Below are 17,033 nucleotides of genomic sequence, written 5' to 3'. Positions count from 1 at the left end.
GATGAACGCCATTACGCCGCGCGCACCGTGTTCAGGAAGTTGCCGACCTCCAATTTGAGGCGGTTGCTTTCGAGGGAAAGCGATTGCGCCGACCCAAGCACCTGCGATGAAGCCGTCCCCGTTTCATTGGCGCCACGCTGCACGTCGGAGATATTCGAGGCCACCTGAGTCGTGCCCTGCGCCGCCTGCTGGACGTTGCGGGAAATCTCCTGGGTGGCCGCTCCCTGCTCCTCGACCGCGGATGCAATGGCCGCCGAGATTTCCGAGATGCGGCCGATAGTGCCGCTGATTTCTCTGATTGCCGCCACGGAATCTTGCGTCGCCGTCTGGATGTCTGCAACTTGGTGACTGATCTCGCTGGTCGCTTTCGCGGTTTGCTCGGCGAGCGCCTTGACCTCGGACGCCACCACGGCAAAGCCGCGTCCCGCTTCTCCGGCCCGCGCCGCTTCGATGGTTGCGTTCAAGGCCAGCAGATTGGTCTGGCCTGCAATGGTATTGATCAACTCGACGACATCGCCAATGCGTGTCGCAGCCTGAGACAACGCATAAACGCGATCGTTCGTCTTTTGGGCCTGATCCACGGCGTCGCCGGCAATCCTGGCGGATTCCTGCACCTGTCGGCTGATCTCGCCAACCGAGGCGGCCATCTCTTCGCTGGCGGACGCCACGGACTGAACGTTTGCCGATGCTTCCTCCGAAGCGGCGGCAACCACGGTCGAAAGCTCCTGGGTATGCTCTGCAGTCCTGGTCAGCGTATTGGCCGCAGCTTCCAGCTCGGTCGACGACGACGACACCGTCTCGATGATCTCGCCGACGGCGCTCTCGAACTGGTCGGCGAGCCTGTACATGTCAGCCTTGCGTTGCTCGGCGGTTCGCTTTTCCATTTCCGCCTGTTCGGAACGCAGCCGGTCGGCCTCGATCATATTGTCCTTGAAGACCTGCACGGCGCCCGCCATTTGGCCAATCTCATCGGTGCGCTCAATTCCTGCGACCTTCACCGAGGTGTCACCGGCTGCGAGCCTTCGCATCGTTGCAGTGATCACGCCAATCGGCGTGGCGATCGAACGCGCAGTGAAGACTGCAATCATCGCGCCAGCGAACAGCCCCACCCCAAGCAGCGCCCACAGGACCACCGTCAGGAACGATATGCTCGACTGTACCGCAAACGCCTCTTCGGTGAGCATCTTCTTCTGGTTGGTCTTGATGCCTCCGGAACGCGTGCCATCGGCCCCCTTCGGTCCATCAAGCAGATCCAGAATCTTAAGCGCGCGCGGTGCCGCTTCTGTAATGAGAATTGCGACCGGTACATTCCAATGTGCGGACTCCCGGATACCGAACATCTTTTCGACAAGCGGGACAAACTCGCCTTGCGCCTTGTTGATCCGCTCGAACGACGCCGATTGGGTGGCGGTCAGCAACGCTTTCTGACTGCTCAAGGTGGCAAAGCCGTTCTGGAAGTTTTCCCAAGGCTTGACGAACTTCTCCTTGTCGCTCTTGTCACCCGACAAGAGATATGTACGAAGCTGAGCCGAGGCCGCGGCGAAATTGCCACGCGTGTCAGCCATCGCCTTGAGCAATTTCTTGCGCTCGGATGTCGCTTCCAGGGAGGCCTCTTCGTTGATCATGTTGGTGATCTCCGAAAATACCGCCTCGGCGCGAGGACCAGCTTCGGTCAATAATATCTTGGTAGCAGGTAGCGCATCGGGAGTGAAGGCGATCGTCTCGGCCTTTTCCTGGGCAGCGCGAAACTCCGCGAGCAATCCCTTGGTCTCGGCCCACTTCTTTCTGTTCTCGGGATTGGTAAAACGCTCAGCATGCCTGTCGAAGGCGGCCACGGTGGTTTCCAGTTCCTTCCACATCGCCGCGCGATCGAGTTTGCCCTGTGGGTTACCCGTCAACAAGTAGCCACGCAGCGTCGACAGCGTGGAATAGAGGTTGCCGACCATCTCGGTGCTTTCGAGTGCCACCGGCGTGCGCAGGTTCACCATACGCTCGACGATCGTGGAGACTCCACCGACGGCAACAACCGTGTATCCGACAGCCATCGCGATGATGGCGCAGACCGCCGCAAAGCCAGCGATGAGCCGGCCGCGAATCCATAGTCCTGAAATGAAGGGCATAATAAATTCTCCAAAATTCATGTTCAAACCGGTCACTGACGAAGCCGGAAATCACTCGTTCAATATCCGCGGGGAGCGGATTCTGTTGTCCCCTGTTGCGCTCTCCGGGCATGTCAGCGTGTAGGACGTATCGTTAACGAAAATAATTAGAATGACGTTACGCAAAATTATCCCAATGCTGCATGCATGCCGCAAAAAAAGCCGCTCAGGCGCCACCGCAAATACAAAAATCGTAGCCAGGCGAGCAAAACTTCACGTGCAATCACAAACTTCGCGACAGCGCCGGGCGAGGTTCTAAAAATGCGGGCCGACGCAGGCACGCGTGCCCACGCAAACCTGCTGCAATTATCGCGGCCGGACGCCGGGTTTGCCGATTCGCGGAAACAGCAGTTCGACCCCCGCATCTAAAAGTGCCTTGCGAAATGCTTCCAGCGATTCGTCGGAGACTGGCAGAGCGCCGTCATATTCCTCAAGCCGCCGCACCACGCCCGGCGACACTGCCGCCCGATCCGCAAGCTGCCTGACGGACCAGTTCAGAATTCCCCTCGCCGCGCGCATTTGCGCGCCGGTGAGTCTCGGTGGCGCAGCAGAGAAATCCAGCAGCTTCTGGTCATGTATGTCGGTGGACGTCCCCATCCACTCTTGAATACTTCCCTCCGGGGTCAGGACCGGAACGGCACTGCATCTGAACCACCGGTATGCACCATCGGGCTGCAGCAGACGATGCTCGACCTTGTACGGCCGTCCGGCTTCGACCGAGACCGACCAGTTCCCGAGGGCGGTATCCCGCTCTTCTTCGTGCAGTAGATCCACCCAACCATGCCCATAAAACAGCAGCGGCCCGCTCAGTCCCCTTGTTTTCCAATTCTGCAACGAGGTGATGCGCCCGTCGGAGTTGGCGGTCCACACGAGACCATCGATCGCCCGGATCAGCGCGTCGTAACGTTCGACGCCGGCCCTGAGCGGCTGCAACGATTCGTAATTCCTGGTGATGTCGAGCGTAACGCCCAATATTTTGGCGGGCTCGCCCACTTCGTTGAGCAATATCTCGGCCTGGTCGTGCACCCAGCGCAGCCGGCCATTTGGCTTGACGACGCGAAATTCACGATCGAGCGGCAAGCCGTCGCGCAGCATGTCACCGACGTCGCGCCGCAAGGGGCGATCGTCTGGATGGACTCTCCGATTGAACTCATCAATCGACGGAGCAACCGTGCCGGGATTCAGTCCCAGCAACTCGTGGAAGCCGCGGGACCAGTGCATCTGTCTCGTAGAAACATTATAATTCCAAATCCCCGCCGCAAGTTTCTCTTCGAGAAATCGAAACGTATCAGGTGCTCCGAGGTTACCCTCGAATTGAATCAATTTGAAATATCCTCTGCAACCATCCCAATCAGTATCAAGATAGCACAATCTACCGAGTCTCGAACCCGTATTTCTACTGGTGATTGAATATCTGTGGACCGCAAGTTTTTGGGCCTTACTCGTTTCGGGTCTCTATTCGACCAGGAGAAGCTCTTGCCGCACCTTAAACCGGCTTATCTGGCGAGGACTCGGCCGCGAGCAGGCGCTCCAGCCTCGCCTGTTCCTCTTCCGTCAAATGCAGGAGCGAGGGATCGGTCGGGCTGCCGGAATTATTCGAGCGGCGGCGGCTGTAGAGCCAGAGCGCCAGACCGCCTCCGATCAACGCGAGCGGCGGCAGCAGCCACAGCAGCAGCGTGTGCGGCGTGAAGCGCGGCTTCAGCAGCACGAACTCGCCGTAGCGCGCCACCAGGAAATCGATCACCTGGCTGTCGCTCTCACCGGTCGCGATCCGCTCGCGCACCAGGAGCCGCAGGTCGCGCGCCAACGGCGCATCGGAATCGTCGATCGACTGGTTCTGGCACACCATGCAGCGCAGCTCGCGCGACAGGTCGCGCGCCCGCGCCTCTTTCGCCGGGTCGGCCATGATCTCGTCGGGCTGCACCGCGTAGGCGGCCGGGCACCCGGCCATCAAGGCGACGACAAATACGCTGGCGAGAAGCTTCCTCAACGGCTCACTCCGCCGGCTGCAGCGCACGGGCAGCCTTGGTAGGCTTCTTGGCAGGCTTCGGCGCGCCGACGCGCAGCCGCCGGTCCGAGAGCGACAGCAGGCCGCCGAACGCCATCAGCACCGGTCCCCACCAGATCAAGAGCACCAGCGGCTTGTGATAGATGCGTACCGCGATGGCGCCCTCGGCATTGGTTTCGCCGAGCGAAACGTAAAGCTGGCTGGCGCCGCGGGTCAGCAACGCGGCCTCGGTGGTCGACGATCCCCGCGTGGTGAAGTTGCGCTTCGAGGGCGCCATCACGCGCAACTCCTCGCCGTCGAGCGTGACCGTGAACTGGGCGATCATTTCGCGAAAATTCGGCCCCTGCCGCTGCGTGACGCCGTCGAGCTTCAACTGATAGCCGGCGACGCTTGCGACATCGTTCGGCTTCATCGAGCCGATATATTCGCTGTTCCAGGTGGTCTCGCAGACGATCCCGATCAGGGCGATGCCGACGCCGGCATGGGCGAACGCGGTACCCCAGGTTGCCCGCGGCAGTCCGCGCGCGCGGGCCATGGCGGTCGCCAGGGGCGCACGGAACAGCGCCGTGCGCTCGGCAAGGTCGCTCAGCGCGCCCGCGATGACAAAGACTGCAAGCCCGATCGCGAGCGGTGCGAACGTGGCACCGCCCCAGGTCCACGCCCACAACACCGCGATGGCGATCAGCGCCGCAATGCCGGCTGCCATCAGCCGCTGCGCCGCGCCGGCCAGATCGCCGCGCTTCCATGCCAATAGCGGCGCGAACGGCATCGCGGCCATCAGCGGCACGAACAAGGGACCGAAGGTGAGATTGAAGAACGGCGCGCCGACCGAAATCTTGTCGCCGGTCACAACCTCCAGCGCCAGCGGATACAGCGTTCCGATGAAGACGGTGGCGCAGGCCGTAGTGAGAAACAGGTTATTGAGTACCAGCGCGCCCTCGCGCGAGATCGGCGCGAACAGTCCGCCCTGCTTCAGCGCCGACGCCCGCCAGGCGTACAGCAACAGGCTGCCGCCGATAAAGATGCAGAGGATCAGCAAGATGAACACGCCACGCGCCGGATCGGTCGCGAACGCATGCACCGAGGTCAAGACGCCCGAGCGCACCAGGAAGGTGCCGAGCAGCGACAGCGAGAAGGTCAGGATCGACAGCAGGATGGTCCAGACCTTCAGCGCGTTGCGCTTTTCCATCACGACGGCGGAATGCAGCAGCGCGGTGCCGGCGAGCCAGGGCATCAGGGAAGCATTCTCGACCGGATCCCAGAACCACCAGCCGCCCCAGCCGAGTTCGTAATAGGCCCAGTACGACCCCATCGCGATGCCGAGTGTGAGGAAGATCCACGCCACCAGCGTCCACGGCCGCACCCAGCGCGCCCAGGCGGCATCGATGCGGCCTTCGATCAGCGCGGCGACCGCGAAGGAAAACGAGATCGAGAACCCGACATAGCCGAGATAGAGCATCGGCGGATGCACGGCGAGCCCGATGTCCTGCAGCACCGGGTTGAGATCGCGGCCCTCGATCGGGGGACTCGCGATGCGCAGGAACGGATTCGATGTGACCAGTATGAACAGATAGAACGCGGCGGCGATCCAGCCCTGTACCGCCAGCACATGGGCGCGCAGCGACAGCGGCAAATTGTTGCCGAAGGCGGCGACCAGGCCGCCGAACAGCGCCAAGATCGACACCCACAGCAGCATCGATCCTTCGTGATTGCCCCACACGCCGGTGATCTTGTAGAGCAGCGGCTTCATCGAGTGCGAATTCTCGAACACGTTGACGACGGAAAAATCCGAGACGACGTGCAGCATCACCAGCGCCGTGAACGAGGCCGCCACGAACAGCAATTGCGCGAGCGCGGTGGAGCGCGCGACATTCATCAGGGCATGATCGCCCCAGCGCGCGCCGAGCAACGGCACGGTGGACTGGATCAGCGCCAGTCCGAGCGCCAGCACCAGCGCGTAATGCCCGGCTTCCGCGATCATTTCGAAGCCCCCTGGACCGGCACGGCCGCGGCCGCAGCGCCGGGCTTGGCGCCGTAATCGTCCTTCCAGTGCCCCTGCTTCTTCAGGGCGTCGGCGACATCCTTGGGCATATAGGTCTCGTCATGCTTGGCGAGCACGGTATCGGCCCTGAAGACACCGGAGGCGTCCAGCGCGCCTTCGGTGACGACGCCCTGCCCTTCACGGAACAGGTCCGGCAAAATTCCCTTGTAGGCGACCGGCACCGTGGCGCTGCCATCGGCGACGCTGAAATTGACGGCAAGATTGTCGCCGCGCACCAGCGATCCCGGCTGCACCAGGCCGCCGAGGCGGAACCGCTTGCCGGCCGGGATCTGCTTCTCGGCTGCCATCGTCGGCGTGGAAAAGAACACGATGGAATCACGCATCGCGTTCAAGACCAGCGCCGCGGCAATGGCGAGCACCGCGAGCGAACCGCCGATCATGGTCAAACGCCGTTGCTTGCGCGTCATAGCTTCCCTCTGTCCTCGCCTTGGGGTTCCGGCATCATGCCTTACCCACCAAGCCCGAGATTCTTCACGCCCTCATTGAGCTGGCGCAAGCGCTCGGTATCGTTGGCGACCGCCTGCCGCGCCTCCGTCAGCGCGCTCGCCGCCTTGTCGCGTTCTCCCATCACCATATAGGCCCGCAACAGCCGCAACCATCCCTCGACATCGTCGCCGTTCTGCTTCAGCCGGGTCGCGAGCCGATCGACCATGCCGCGGATCATGGCGCCGCGGTCGGCCTCGTTCATGTCCTTGGCCGCGGCCATCGCATCGCTGGAAAGCGCCGGCGCCGTGGGATCGCCGACCCTCGCCAGCGCCGCCTCGATCAGCGAACGCCATGGCGCGTCGGCCGACGCCTTGGCGAGCATGCCGCGCCAGATCGCGGCGGCATCGGCCTGGCGGCCATCCTGTTCGGCGGCGAGCCCGAGGAAATAATTGGCCTTGGGCTCTTCGGCGCTTTGCGCCACCGCGCGTTCGAATTCCGCCTTGGCCTCCGCCGTAACGACGCCGCCCGCCGCGCCCGCAAGGGCTTCGCCGAGATCAGAGCGGCGCTCCGCGCCGTCACCGGCATAGGTGATGGCGTTGCGGTAGGCCCGGACCGCATCCTCGTAACGGCCGAGACGCGCCAGCACCGGCGCCAGCACGGTCCAGCCGCGGCCGTCTGCCGGATTTTTTTCGAGATGCGCCTCGACCTGCGCCACCATGTTGTCGAGCGGCTGGTTGGCATCCGCCGTGCGCGTGCGCGAGGCCAGCGGAAAATCGCCGAGCCACGGCGATCCGAACGCGAGGTAGAACGTCACCGCCGCGATCGGCAACCCTACCAGCGCCACGATCGCGGAAGCGCGGCGCAAACTGAGGTTCGACCGCGCCGGCAGGTCGCGCTGGCCGTCCGCGGCGGCGAGCAGGCGGCGGCCGATTTCGACACGCGCGGCTTCGGCCTCGGACACGCCGATCAGACCCGCAGCGACGTCGCGATCGATCTCGGCAAGCTGATCCCTGTAGACCACAGCCTCACTGCCGCCGGCCTGCGCGGAAGCGCCGCGGCTTAGCGGCCAGAGCACGGCAAAGATCGCCGCGACCGTCATCAGCGCGAACACAAACCACAACGTCATCAAGCGGTTCCCGGGCGGAACGGCGCTTTTAGAATGAGAATAAGCGCCGCCGATGCGCCGCTTTACACCACTGGCGGCAAGCCCGGCAATTGACAATTGCGGCAGAAAAACCGGGCGAATCGAAAGGCCGCCGGTCCGGCCTGCTCACGGCGGGCCGCCCCCCCCCGGGAATGGCGGATCGCTTGCGTTGCGTCGGAACCGGCAAAAGACCCCACCCCGTTAGCATTTGCACCAATACGTAGGTGATGCTACAAAATGAGGCTAAGGCGTTAATTCCCCCCTCAGAGGCAACCCGATGCAACCTTGGAATGCACTTCGACGCGAGTTTCGCCGCGCCGCTCCGCTTCTTTCACTTCCGCCGTTGCTGCTGTTCTTTCCCGCCTCTGCCAATGACGCCACGGAACGGACGGCGGCCGCGGCCGCGCTGCTGCCCCGGGATCTTAGCCCCTGGGGCATGTTCATGCAGGCCGACATCGTCGTCAAAGCGGTGATGGTCGGTCTGATATTTGCGACCGCAGTGACCTGGACGGTATGGCTCTCGAAGAGCATCGAGCTGATGAGGGTACGGCGCAACGCCCGCATCGCCTTGCGCGAACTCGCCAATGCCCGAGGCGTGGATGAAGCCGTGCGGCAGGTTCCTGAAGGCGCGGTTGCCCAATTGCTCGAGGGCGCCATGACCGAACTCAGGTTGAGTACCGACCGAATGGACAAGGAGGGGATCAAGGTGAGGATCACCTCCCGGCTGCAGCAGATCGAGGCGGCGGCAAGCAGGCGCGTCGCCCTCGGCACCGGCGTGCTTGCGACCATCGGATCGACCGGCCCCTTTGTCGGACTGTTCGGTACGGTCTGGGGGATCATGAACAGCTTTATCGGCATCTCGAAGTCGCAAACCACCAACCTCGCCGTGGTTGCGCCCGGCATAGCCGAGGCGTTGCTGGCGACGGCGCTGGGACTGGTGGCTGCGATCCCCGCGGTCGTGATCTACAATCTGTTCGCGCGCCAGATCGCCTCCTACCGGGCGCTGCTCGGAGACAGCTCCGCGGAAATCACGCGGCTGGTCGGGCGCGACCTCGACTGCGGCACCATGCTCGTGCGGCGCCATCTGGCAGCAGCGGAGTAGCAGCCATGGCCGCCAGTCTGAACCAGGGTAATGGCGATCTCGCCGAGGTCCATGAGATCAATGTGACGCCGTTCATCGACGTCATTCTCGTTCTGCTCATCATCTTCATGGTCGCAGCCCCGCTTGCGACCGTTGATATCGCCGTCGATCTTCCGGCCTCGAACGCACAGCCGCAGCCGCGGCCGGACAAGCCGGTCTACCTGACCGTGAAGCCGGACCTGTCGCTCTCCGTCGGCAACGAAACCGTGGGCCGCGGCGCGCTGCCCGGCGTGCTCGATGCGAGCACCAGCGGCCAGAAGGATACCCGTATTTTCCTGCGCGCCGACAAGCTCGTCCCGTATGGCGAGGTGATGCAGGTCATGAACATGCTGCGCACCGCCGGCTACCTGAAGGTCGCCCTGGTCGGAATGGAGCAAGCCTCACCGCTATGATCGAGCTTGCGGCCGAAGATCGTTCCGACCTGCGGCGATGGATGTTCAGCAGCCTCGCCGTGCTGAGCGTCTATGCCGGATTGACCGCGACGCTCGCCACCTGGCGCCATGCCGACGACATCGCGGCGGCCGAACCATCAGGCGCAGTCGTAGTCGATCTGGCGCCGCTGCCGGCAGCCCCCTCGACCACGCCGACCGACATCGCACCCGGTCCGGAACAGGTGATGTCGGAAGCGCAGCCGGTGGCAAAGCCGGACGAGACGCCGCCCGATGAAACGCCCGAGCTGCCGCCCGCTCCCGATCCCGACGCAGCGGTGACGCTGCAGGCCAAGCCGCATCCGGACGTGACGCCGCAGCAGCAGGCCGCGGCCGCCACGACCTCAGCCCCGTCTGCAATCGCCGATCGGATCGCGCCGGCAGCCGTGGCACCTACCCAGGGTGTGCCGAATGACAAAAATTTGGAGGCCGTGGTGACATGGCGAACCCAGGTCCTCGCCCTGGTTGAAAAGAACAAGCGATATCCGGAGGCCGCGCGGTCGCGGCGCGAGCAAGGGACGGCGCAGGTGTCGTTTACGCTTGATCGCAAGGGGATGGTGATCAACGCCCGCGTGACTCAAAGTTCGGGCTCCAACGCCCTTGACGAGGAATCCATTGCGCTCCTCAAGCGCGCGCAGCCCTTCCCCGCGCCGCCCGCAACATTTCCCGGCGAATTCGTGGTCGTGCGGCAGCCGATCCGCTTCACCGTCAAATAGAGCAGACGACAGACGCTACCCCACTGGTGGTCTGGTCGCGGCGTATCGCTTCGACGGTTAGTCGACGATGATGCTGCCGCCGAACTTGTAGTTCACTCCGATCCTGACCCCGTCGCTGGTCACCCGCGTGTTGGCATCGAATGCAACCGCTGTATCGGCAGCCGTAGACGGCGTCGAACGCACCGAACCGAAATCCATGTGAAGATATTCGAGCTTTCCGGTCCAGTTGCCCGTCAGCCGCGTCTCCAAACCGGCGCCCACGGCCCAGCCGAAGCGATACAGGTGCCGATCCAGGGACGCCGTCGTCGCGACACCCGCATTATCGAAACCCGCGACGGAAGTTGACGTCGTGATCTTGCCGAACGGTACGCCCGCGGTGGCGTAGGCAAGCAGGTCCGGCGTCACGAGCGTTCCGACGCGACCGCGAACCGAGGCAACCCAGCCCAGACGATAATCCAGGCTTGCCGTTACGCTAGCGTCAAGCGGAGCGAGCGCCGGGTTGCAGATATTGCCGGGACAGATGGTGGCGCTGCGTCCGCGCTGATCGCGGTAATCAAAATCTCCCTCGATGCCCGCCAGAATTCTGCCCGACGTCCAGTTATAGCCGGACTGAACGCCAAAGCTCGCGGTGTTGTCGGTAGCCGACAGGCGGGCTCCGGAAAGCGATGCAGCGGTTGCCGCGTCGTTGAACGCGGCGTTGGTAACCCCCTCGCCCCTCAGATATCCGACATTACCGCCGGCATAGATGCCCGCCCAATTCCAGGCCGCCTCGGCCGCGGGGCTCTTGAAGAAGCCGTTGGCAGCCGGCCGCTTCGCACCGATCCAGGTGCCGGGCGGTCCACTCGGCCGGTCGACGCCGTATTTGACGTTGAGAAATAGCTTGAAGCCGCGTCCGGGCTGCAGAATCTCGTCCTTGTGGAATTGAACGGAGTTGCGAATGTTGGCGTTGAGCAGATTGTCGCCAACCAGACCGGTCGCGACCTCGACTGCCCCCCACGGCGAATCCTTCCAGAACTTCCGGTGTTCGACCTGCACCTTGACCAGATCGTATCCGGGCGTCGTGGTGTCGAACTGCGGAATGTCATTCTGCGCAAATGCATGCAGCCAGCCTGCTCGCACGAACCACTTGTCGTTGCGCCAGTAGACGCCGCCGCCGAGACGCATCGGAGGAATGCGCGGCACGTTGCTGCCGTCGGTGAACGTCGCCCGCACGACATCATACTGGCCATCGATGCCGAGCGTGCCGTCGGCGAGCCGCGTGGCGTCCCATTGCCAGGCCAGTTCGCCGCCGCGGAAGGTTGCGTCGCGCTGATCGTAATTCACCTGGATGTAGTCGGTGCCGGCCCCGCATGTAGCAAACGTTTCCTGGCAAAAGATACCAGTGGCGCGCGAGAAAATGAACTTGTCGTACGCGGTGTAGTAGGCGTTCGCGGCGAACCTGAAATCACCATCCGTGCGCTTCAGGCCGATTTCCGCCGTCTGCGCCGTTTCAATTCCGAGGTTCGCGTTGCCGATCTTGAACGTCTTCTCCGAACCATCGGGCCCTTGCGCGAACAGTTCGAGGGCGCGCGGCGCACGCTCGACACGCTGCAGCGTCAGGCTCGCGACCAGCGAGGATGGAAGATCCTTGATGATGCCGAAGCTGATGCTCTTCGGCATGAAGTCGAGCTTGGCCGCGACGCTGCCCGGTTCATTCGGCGGCGGGAGAAAATTCGGCGGGAAAGTGAACGCCGTTCCCGCAACATTGACCCCCTCGATGCGTCCAGCCAACTGCGTGCGCAGCGTATCCGTATGCCTGACTTCATTGAGGAAGTACGCCGCCGCCGTCCTTGTTTGGGCCGGAAGCAAGATCGCCTGGCCCGCGGTATCCAGTTGCTGGTAGGCGCCCTGCGCGCCGACAATGCTGGTCAGCGGACCCAACGGCGTGGCGAACGGCGCCAACTCGAACTCGAGCTTGCCCTCGGTCTGCTTGTTCTTGAAGGTGGCCGTAATCTCCTGGAATCCGGCCGTGCCGAGCACCGTCTCGTCGTGGCGGTACTCCGAATATCCGGTCCAGTACCTGACGGCCGCCAGTGCGCTCGCGTCCGGACGATACTCGCCTTTGGAGCTGATCTTGGTTTGCTCGAGGTCGTTGTGCTGACGGGCAGCCGCGGTCGCAATACCGGGGACGTAATAGTCGCTGGTGAAGCGCGAGACGGCGATGCCGGCATAACCGCCGTCGAAAAGCCAGGAGCCGCCGACCGCCGCGCCCGCACTCTGCGAGGCCGAATTCGGCTGCTTGCCGTTGAAGGCTGGCGCAGGGACTGGCGGAACGAGATAGGGGTAGCTCGGGACGCCGTAATCGCCGGAGGATCGCCCGTAGATGTCGGCGTGAACGGCGGCGTTGCGGCCGCCTGCATCCAGCAAGAGCCCGCTCTCCCATCCCCTGTTGACGCTGGTCACGCCCGACCTCAGTTCCGCGGCCACTCCCCCGAGCGGCGCGGCGGTCGGAATCCGGTTGTTGTTGACGTCGACGACGCCGCCGACGGCTTGCGAGCCGAAGCGGAGCGCGCCCGGTCCACGAACGATGTCGACCTTCTGAATGGCGAGAGGGTCGATCGGCACCGCGTGGTCCTGCGCGATGTCAGACACATCGACCGCGCCGACGCCGTTCTCCTGGATGCGGACCTTCGCGTCGGTCAAACCGCGCAGGACGGGGCGCGAGGATTCCGTGGCCAAGCCTGCGGAAGTAGCACCCGGCATATTGGTGAACAGGCTGCCGAATCCGCCGTTGCTGCTGCCGGACTGAACTTGTCCGCTTCCGATCGTCGATAGCGGAGCGAATGGTGGATTGAAAGGCGATGCCGGCGCGGTCACCGGCGCAGGATTTGGCAGCGGCGCCGCGACGGTCGTTGAAGGCCGACCGGGCTGGTTGCCCGCGGCCCGCCGCGCTGGCTTGGGCTGGCGTCCCTCCACGGTCACTTGCGGCATATCGATTTCCGCCGGCGCGTTCGACGTGCTTGTCGGTCCGGCCGCGGTGGCCGGCGCCGTTTGCGACGGAGCTGAGCCTGGCGGGGCTTGCCCTGCTGCCGGGGCCGGTGCGGGAGCCGGCGGTTCGGCAGGAGGAGCCGCCTGAGGCGCCGTTGGCGTCGGCGTTGGTGCTGGTGCTTGCGGAAACGCCGCAACGTGGCTCAGGCAAATCATGGCCAGTGCCGACGTGCCCATAAGGGCCATCCTGGTCGCGCGCATATTCCTCCCCAATCGATCGCGCCACAGGAATACCGCCATGATAAGCCGCGACACCAAAACGTAGGTAAGGCTACACATTAATGCTCCACCGTTAGCTGTCAAGGCGCAGCGGCTGGGCCTCGCCCGGCCGGCGTTGGTCTGTTGCAGATCAGTGACAGGGCGCTAAACTTGCAATGTGCTCGGCAGCGCGCCATGGTCCGCCCGTCTCGATGGATTCGCCTGAAAGGTGCAGAGTTGCGCAAGCCCTCGACAGATCGGGCCAAACCGATGCAGCCGCTGCCGACCGAACAGACGCAGGCGCGCCGCTTCGGAAAGGCACGGACGGCGCGATCAACCGCGGTTCTGGAAGATTATGTCGAACTCATCTCCGACCTGCTCGGAACGACCGGCGAGGCACGCCCTACCGACATTGCGCGCAGGCTGGGCGTGTCGCACCCGACGGCGATCGACACCATTGCGCGGTTGAAGCGCGAAGATCTGGTGACGGCCCGCCCCTATCGCGGGGTATTCCTCACCGAAAAGGGCGAGAGTCTCGCCAAGCGCGTCCGCGCCCGTCACCGTCTGGTGGTGGATGTCCTGCTGGCGCTAGGTGTTCCGCAGGAGGCCGCAGAGGCCGACGCCGAGGGCATCGAACATCATGTTTCCGATGTATCCCTCAAGGCCTTCGCCGAATTCCTTCGCGAGGCCAAGGATCGACGCAAGGCATGAAGCGATAGGATCGAAACGGGGCTCTAGCTCGCCCTGGTCGTCTTGCGCTCGCCGGTCACGGCATTTTCGGCCGCCCTGCTCATCAGCGACGCATAGTCATGGCCGAACAGGATTTCGCAGAAGCGGATCGCCGCCTGGGCCTGCATCTGGCGGTAGGCGCGCGCCTTGGTGTCGCCGCCACGCAGCGCCTGCACCAGGCTCTCGGTGGATCGCTCGACGTAATGCTGCAGGTCGGAATAGGTCCGCAAGGTCACCTCGTTGATGGCGAGTTCGCTGGCATAGGTGCGGCACACCGCCACGAAGTCGATCAGGGCGACGATCTCATCGACCTCCGAGGCGTCGATCTTGGGCGCGGAGGCGATATCCTTGTCGGCGCGCTGGCGCAGGATGCGGCGGACCCGGCCGGGAACGCTCTCGATCTCCGACTGCAGCGAATTGGAAATTTCGGCGCGGATCGAGGTGAGCTGGCGGCCCCACGCGGAATCGTTGCGCAGATCAAGCTCGGTGCGTAGCCCGCGCACGCCATCGTGCAGGATTTTCAATTGCTCGCCGACATTGTCGAAATGGCTGCGCCTGATGTCCGTGCGCAGGCAGGCCGTGAGGAACGAGAGATCGTGCAGCGCGATCGTGACGGCGATGCCGTAGGGCGTGGCGGCCACGCGGATCTCGTCATCGGACGCCGCCATCTTGATCGCGAGACGGATGATCTGCCACGGCTGCGCCAGCCGCTGCATGATCAGCGACAGCGCGAACGGCAGCAATTGCGGCGTCTGCAACGAGGGAACGTTGAGCGCCGCACCTACCGACGCAATCTGGGCTTCGGAAAATACCCGCATCTGGCCAGGCATCCGGCTGCCGAGCGTATCCAGCGTCTCGCGCGCCCGCAGCACGCCTCCGATCGACAACAAGTCCTCGACGACATTGGGCGGGCCGATACGGGCGAGCGCCCGCTGCCTGTCGTCGCCCGCGACCGGCGTGGCGATCTTGATGATCGCGTCGGCTGCGGCGAGCTGGAACTTGCGGGTTGCACCTTCGAGGCCGGCGTTGCTGCCGCTCTGCCTGATCTCGGCGAGCGCGGTTTCGAATGCGCGCGCAGCATCGGGCGCCCCGTCGCGGTCCAGCCATTGCCAGACCGGCAGCAGCGATGCACGCCGGACCTGCCCGGCCCTGACGGGAAAATTGCTCTCGACGAGAAAAGGCTCGAGCGGACCATACAGCAGGCGCGCCGGATCGTCGGTCCGCGGACGCGCCTCGTCGTCTTCCTCGGTTCCGCGCACGACCTTGCGGAGCTGCTCGAGCACGAAATTGGCGACGGCGATGTCCTCGCCGCGCTCAATGGCGCGCTCGAACTCCCGCATCAGCAGCGCCTGCGATTGGGGCGGGAGCTGGGCGAGATAGTCCCTCAGCCGCTCGGTCGATGTCTGACTCATTCGCCTGGTGTGGATATGCGTGTGTCATGTGGACGGCAAAGCGCGCCCGCCGCCAATCTTAGAAGGGTGCGCGTTAAGAAGTCGTTAGGAATAGCGAAATCCACACCGGGCATTGCCGGATACCGCCCCATCAACCCCAGGTAATCGGCCGCGCGAGGCGTTCAGACCCCCGGCAGCACCAGTTCCGCCCGCAACCCGCCGATCGGGGCATCACCCAGGACCAGGCTGCCGCCATAGAGGGCGGCGAGATCGACCACGATCGAAAGCCCGAGCCCGGACCCCGGCTTGGACTCGTCCAGCCGCTGGCCGCGCCGGGACACCTGCGCGCGCTCGGCGGCGGACAATCCGCGGCCATCGTCATCGACAATGATCCGGAGCCGCGGCCCGGCACGGGGCTCTGGCGGCGGCTCTACCCTGACCTCGACGAAGACCTGCGAGGCCGCCCATTTGCAGGCATTGTCGACCAGATTACCGGCCATCTCCTCGAGGTCCTGACGCTCGCCGCGGAACTTGGCCAAGGGATCAGCCTTCGCCGCGATCGTGATGCCGCGATCCCAATGGATCTTTTCCATGGTCCGCCGCAGCGCCTCGATGGCGGGCGCGACCTCGGTGACGGTGCCGACGATGGTGACGCGCGCGGCGATACGCGCCCGTTCCAGATGATGCGCCACTTGATCCCGCATCACATCGGCCTGCTCCAAGACCTTGCTGGCAAAGGGATCTACCGCGTGGGCGGAAGCCTCGTTGACGATGACCGAGAGCGGCGTCTTGATGGCGTGGGCGAGATTGCCGACATGGGTACGCGCGCGCTCGACGATCTCGCGGTTGGCGTCGATCAGCGCGTTGGTCTCGCGCGCCAGAGGCGCGATCTCGACGGGAAACTCACCTTCCAGCCGTTCGGCGCGGCCGGAGCGGATGTCGGCGATCGATTCCGAAATGCGCTTGAGCGGCGCCAGCCCGAAGCGGACCTGGAAGATCGTGGTCAGGAGCAGCACGATACCGAGCGCTGCGAAGGTGCCGCCGAGATAATAGTCGAAGGCGCGGATTTCGTCGAAAATCTCGGATGCGTCGCCGGCCACGCTGACCAGGAATTTGCCGTCGGCGCCGAGGTCGACGGGCCGCTCGACGACCCGCAGACTCTGGCCCTCGGGGCCGTCGACGTAACCAAGACGGATGCCGGCGGGGGTCAGCTCCGCGCCGATCTCCTCGAGCTTCGGCAGCTTCTTGTCCCACAGCGAACGCGACGCCCGCGTCTCGGCCTTCTCGTCGGTACGGACGATCTGCCAGTACCAGCCGGACAGCGGCAATTCGAACAGCGGCTCACCGAGCGACTGGAACTGGTGGTCGGGCGGCTCGTCCGGGGTTGCAACTTCGGCGATCAGGGTGCGGAGGTAGAGGTTGAGGCGGCGGTCGAAGGCGCGCTCGGTCGCGTTCCGATAGACCGACGACAGGATCACGCCTGTTATGACCAGGATCACGACCACCCACGCGGTCGCCGACAGGAACAACCGCGTGGCGAGCGAACTTCCGCGCATCAGAGCAAGATCCCGAAAAGCGTATCCCCAGGCTCCAATCCTGCGGAT

At 64.2% G+C, this 17,033-nt stretch carries 13 protein-coding genes; 4 read left to right on the top strand and 9 right to left on the bottom strand.

Translation table 11 applies throughout. The features are described 5' to 3' along the window. Positions 1-11: 11 nt before the first annotated feature. The 6 genes from IVB05_RS16470 to ccmI form a co-directional block, all read right to left on the bottom strand. Positions 12-2,120 (bottom strand): methyl-accepting chemotaxis protein, encoded by a 2,109-nt coding sequence (locus tag IVB05_RS16470; RefSeq protein WP_247785494.1) that lies wholly within the window; start codon positions 2,118-2,120, stop codon positions 12-14. Positions 2,121-2,465: 345 nt separating this feature from the next. Next, entirely contained in the window at positions 2,466-3,482 is a 1,017-nt protein-coding gene (locus IVB05_RS16465; protein WP_247785491.1) for a PAS domain-containing protein, read from the bottom strand. 163 nt (positions 3,483-3,645) lie between these two features. Continuing rightward, positions 3,646-4,149: a cytochrome c-type biogenesis protein gene (locus tag IVB05_RS16460; protein ID WP_247785480.1), complete on the bottom strand. Its 504-nt coding sequence runs from the start codon at positions 4,147-4,149 to the stop codon at positions 3,646-3,648. Between the two features lie 4 nt (positions 4,150-4,153). Next, positions 4,154-6,148, bottom strand: coding sequence for a heme lyase CcmF/NrfE family subunit (locus IVB05_RS16455; protein ID WP_247785477.1), 1,995 nt, complete (start codon positions 6,146-6,148; stop codon positions 4,154-4,156). Beyond that, on the bottom strand, positions 6,145-6,636 hold the full coding sequence (gene ccmE / locus IVB05_RS16450; protein ID WP_247785476.1) for a cytochrome c maturation protein CcmE: 492 nt from the start codon (positions 6,634-6,636) through the stop codon (positions 6,145-6,147). The genes IVB05_RS16455 and ccmE overlap by 4 nt, the downstream gene beginning before the upstream one ends. Before the next feature lie 41 nt (positions 6,637-6,677). After that, the gene (gene ccmI / locus IVB05_RS16445) at positions 6,678-7,781 is read right to left on the bottom strand and encodes a c-type cytochrome biogenesis protein CcmI (protein WP_247785474.1); all 1,104 of its coding nucleotides are present in this window, start codon (positions 7,779-7,781) and stop codon (positions 6,678-6,680) included. Between the two features lie 295 nt (positions 7,782-8,076). Here ccmI and exbB point away from each other — a divergent pair, with 295 nt between their 5' ends. The 3 genes from exbB to IVB05_RS16430 are packed head-to-tail and all read left to right on the top strand — an operon-like array spanning position 8,077 to position 10,084. Further along, a complete protein-coding gene (gene exbB / locus IVB05_RS16440; protein ID WP_247785465.1) occupies positions 8,077-8,901 on the top strand; it encodes a tonB-system energizer ExbB in 825 nt (274 codons plus the stop codon). A 5-nt stretch (positions 8,902-8,906) separates the two neighbouring features. Beyond that, a complete protein-coding gene (gene exbD / locus IVB05_RS16435; protein ID WP_247785462.1) occupies positions 8,907-9,332 on the top strand; it encodes a TonB system transport protein ExbD in 426 nt (141 codons plus the stop codon). Beyond that, positions 9,329-10,084, top strand: a complete 756-nt coding sequence (locus tag IVB05_RS16430; RefSeq protein WP_247785460.1) for an energy transducer TonB — start codon at positions 9,329-9,331, stop codon at positions 10,082-10,084. Before exbD ends, IVB05_RS16430 begins: the two co-directional genes overlap by 4 nt. A 57-nt stretch (positions 10,085-10,141) precedes the next feature. Here the strand turns inward: IVB05_RS16430 and IVB05_RS16425 are convergent, their stop codons facing one another. Further along, positions 10,142-13,054 carry a TonB-dependent receptor gene (locus tag IVB05_RS16425; protein WP_247785458.1) on the bottom strand — a complete coding sequence of 971 codons (2,913 nt, stop codon included), beginning with the start codon at positions 13,052-13,054 and terminating at the stop codon, positions 10,142-10,144. Between the two features lie 450 nt (positions 13,055-13,504). Here IVB05_RS16425 and mntR point away from each other — a divergent pair, with 450 nt between their 5' ends. Beyond that, complete coding sequence (mntR, locus tag IVB05_RS16420; RefSeq protein ID WP_256473334.1) at positions 13,505-14,020, top strand: manganese-binding transcriptional regulator MntR; 516 nt, start codon at positions 13,505-13,507, stop codon at positions 14,018-14,020. Positions 14,021-14,043: 23 nt separating this feature from the next. On the opposite strand, the gene IVB05_RS16415 is transcribed toward mntR, so the two are convergent. Beyond that, complete coding sequence (locus IVB05_RS16415; protein WP_247785455.1) at positions 14,044-15,450, bottom strand: hypothetical protein; 1,407 nt, start codon at positions 15,448-15,450, stop codon at positions 14,044-14,046. A 161-nt stretch (positions 15,451-15,611) separates the two neighbouring features. Beyond that, a complete protein-coding gene (locus tag IVB05_RS16410; protein WP_247785453.1) occupies positions 15,612-16,985 on the bottom strand; it encodes a sensor histidine kinase in 1,374 nt (457 codons plus the stop codon). Positions 16,986-17,033: the final 48 nt, after the last annotated feature.

The sequence above is a fragment of the Bradyrhizobium sp. 170 genome (assembly GCF_023101085.1).
Taxonomy (GTDB): domain Bacteria; phylum Pseudomonadota; class Alphaproteobacteria; order Rhizobiales; family Xanthobacteraceae; genus Bradyrhizobium.
Note: the sequence above shows the minus strand (reverse complement) of the source record. Positions and strands in the feature narration are given on the sequence as shown.

What these genes read in the sequence shown, in the direction of transcription:
- IVB05_RS16470 (WP_247785494.1), bottom strand. Translation starts at nt 2,120, where the DNA reads ATGCCCTTCATTTCAGGACTATGGATTCGCGGCCGGCTCATCGCTGGC.
- IVB05_RS16455 (WP_247785477.1), bottom strand. Translation starts at nt 6,148, where the DNA reads ATGATCGCGGAAGCCGGGCATTACGCGCTGGTGCTGGCGCTCGGACTG.
- ccmE (WP_247785476.1), bottom strand. Translation starts at nt 6,636, where the DNA reads ATGACGCGCAAGCAACGGCGTTTGACCATGATCGGCGGTTCGCTCGCG.
- ccmI (WP_247785474.1), bottom strand. Translation starts at nt 7,781, where the DNA reads ATGACGTTGTGGTTTGTGTTCGCGCTGATGACGGTCGCGGCGATCTTT.
- exbB (WP_247785465.1), top strand. Translation starts at nt 8,077, where the DNA reads ATGCAACCTTGGAATGCACTTCGACGCGAGTTTCGCCGCGCCGCTCCG.
- exbD (WP_247785462.1), top strand. Translation starts at nt 8,907, where the DNA reads ATGGCCGCCAGTCTGAACCAGGGTAATGGCGATCTCGCCGAGGTCCAT.
- IVB05_RS16430 (WP_247785460.1), top strand. Translation starts at nt 9,329, where the DNA reads ATGATCGAGCTTGCGGCCGAAGATCGTTCCGACCTGCGGCGATGGATG.
- IVB05_RS16425 (WP_247785458.1), bottom strand. Translation starts at nt 13,054, where the DNA reads ATGCCGCAAGTGACCGTGGAGGGACGCCAGCCCAAGCCAGCGCGGCGG.
- mntR (WP_256473334.1), top strand. Translation starts at nt 13,505, where the DNA reads ATGGTCCGCCCGTCTCGATGGATTCGCCTGAAAGGTGCAGAGTTGCGC.
- IVB05_RS16415 (WP_247785455.1), bottom strand. Translation starts at nt 15,450, where the DNA reads ATGAGTCAGACATCGACCGAGCGGCTGAGGGACTATCTCGCCCAGCTC.
- IVB05_RS16410 (WP_247785453.1), bottom strand. Translation starts at nt 16,985, where the DNA reads ATGCGCGGAAGTTCGCTCGCCACGCGGTTGTTCCTGTCGGCGACCGCG.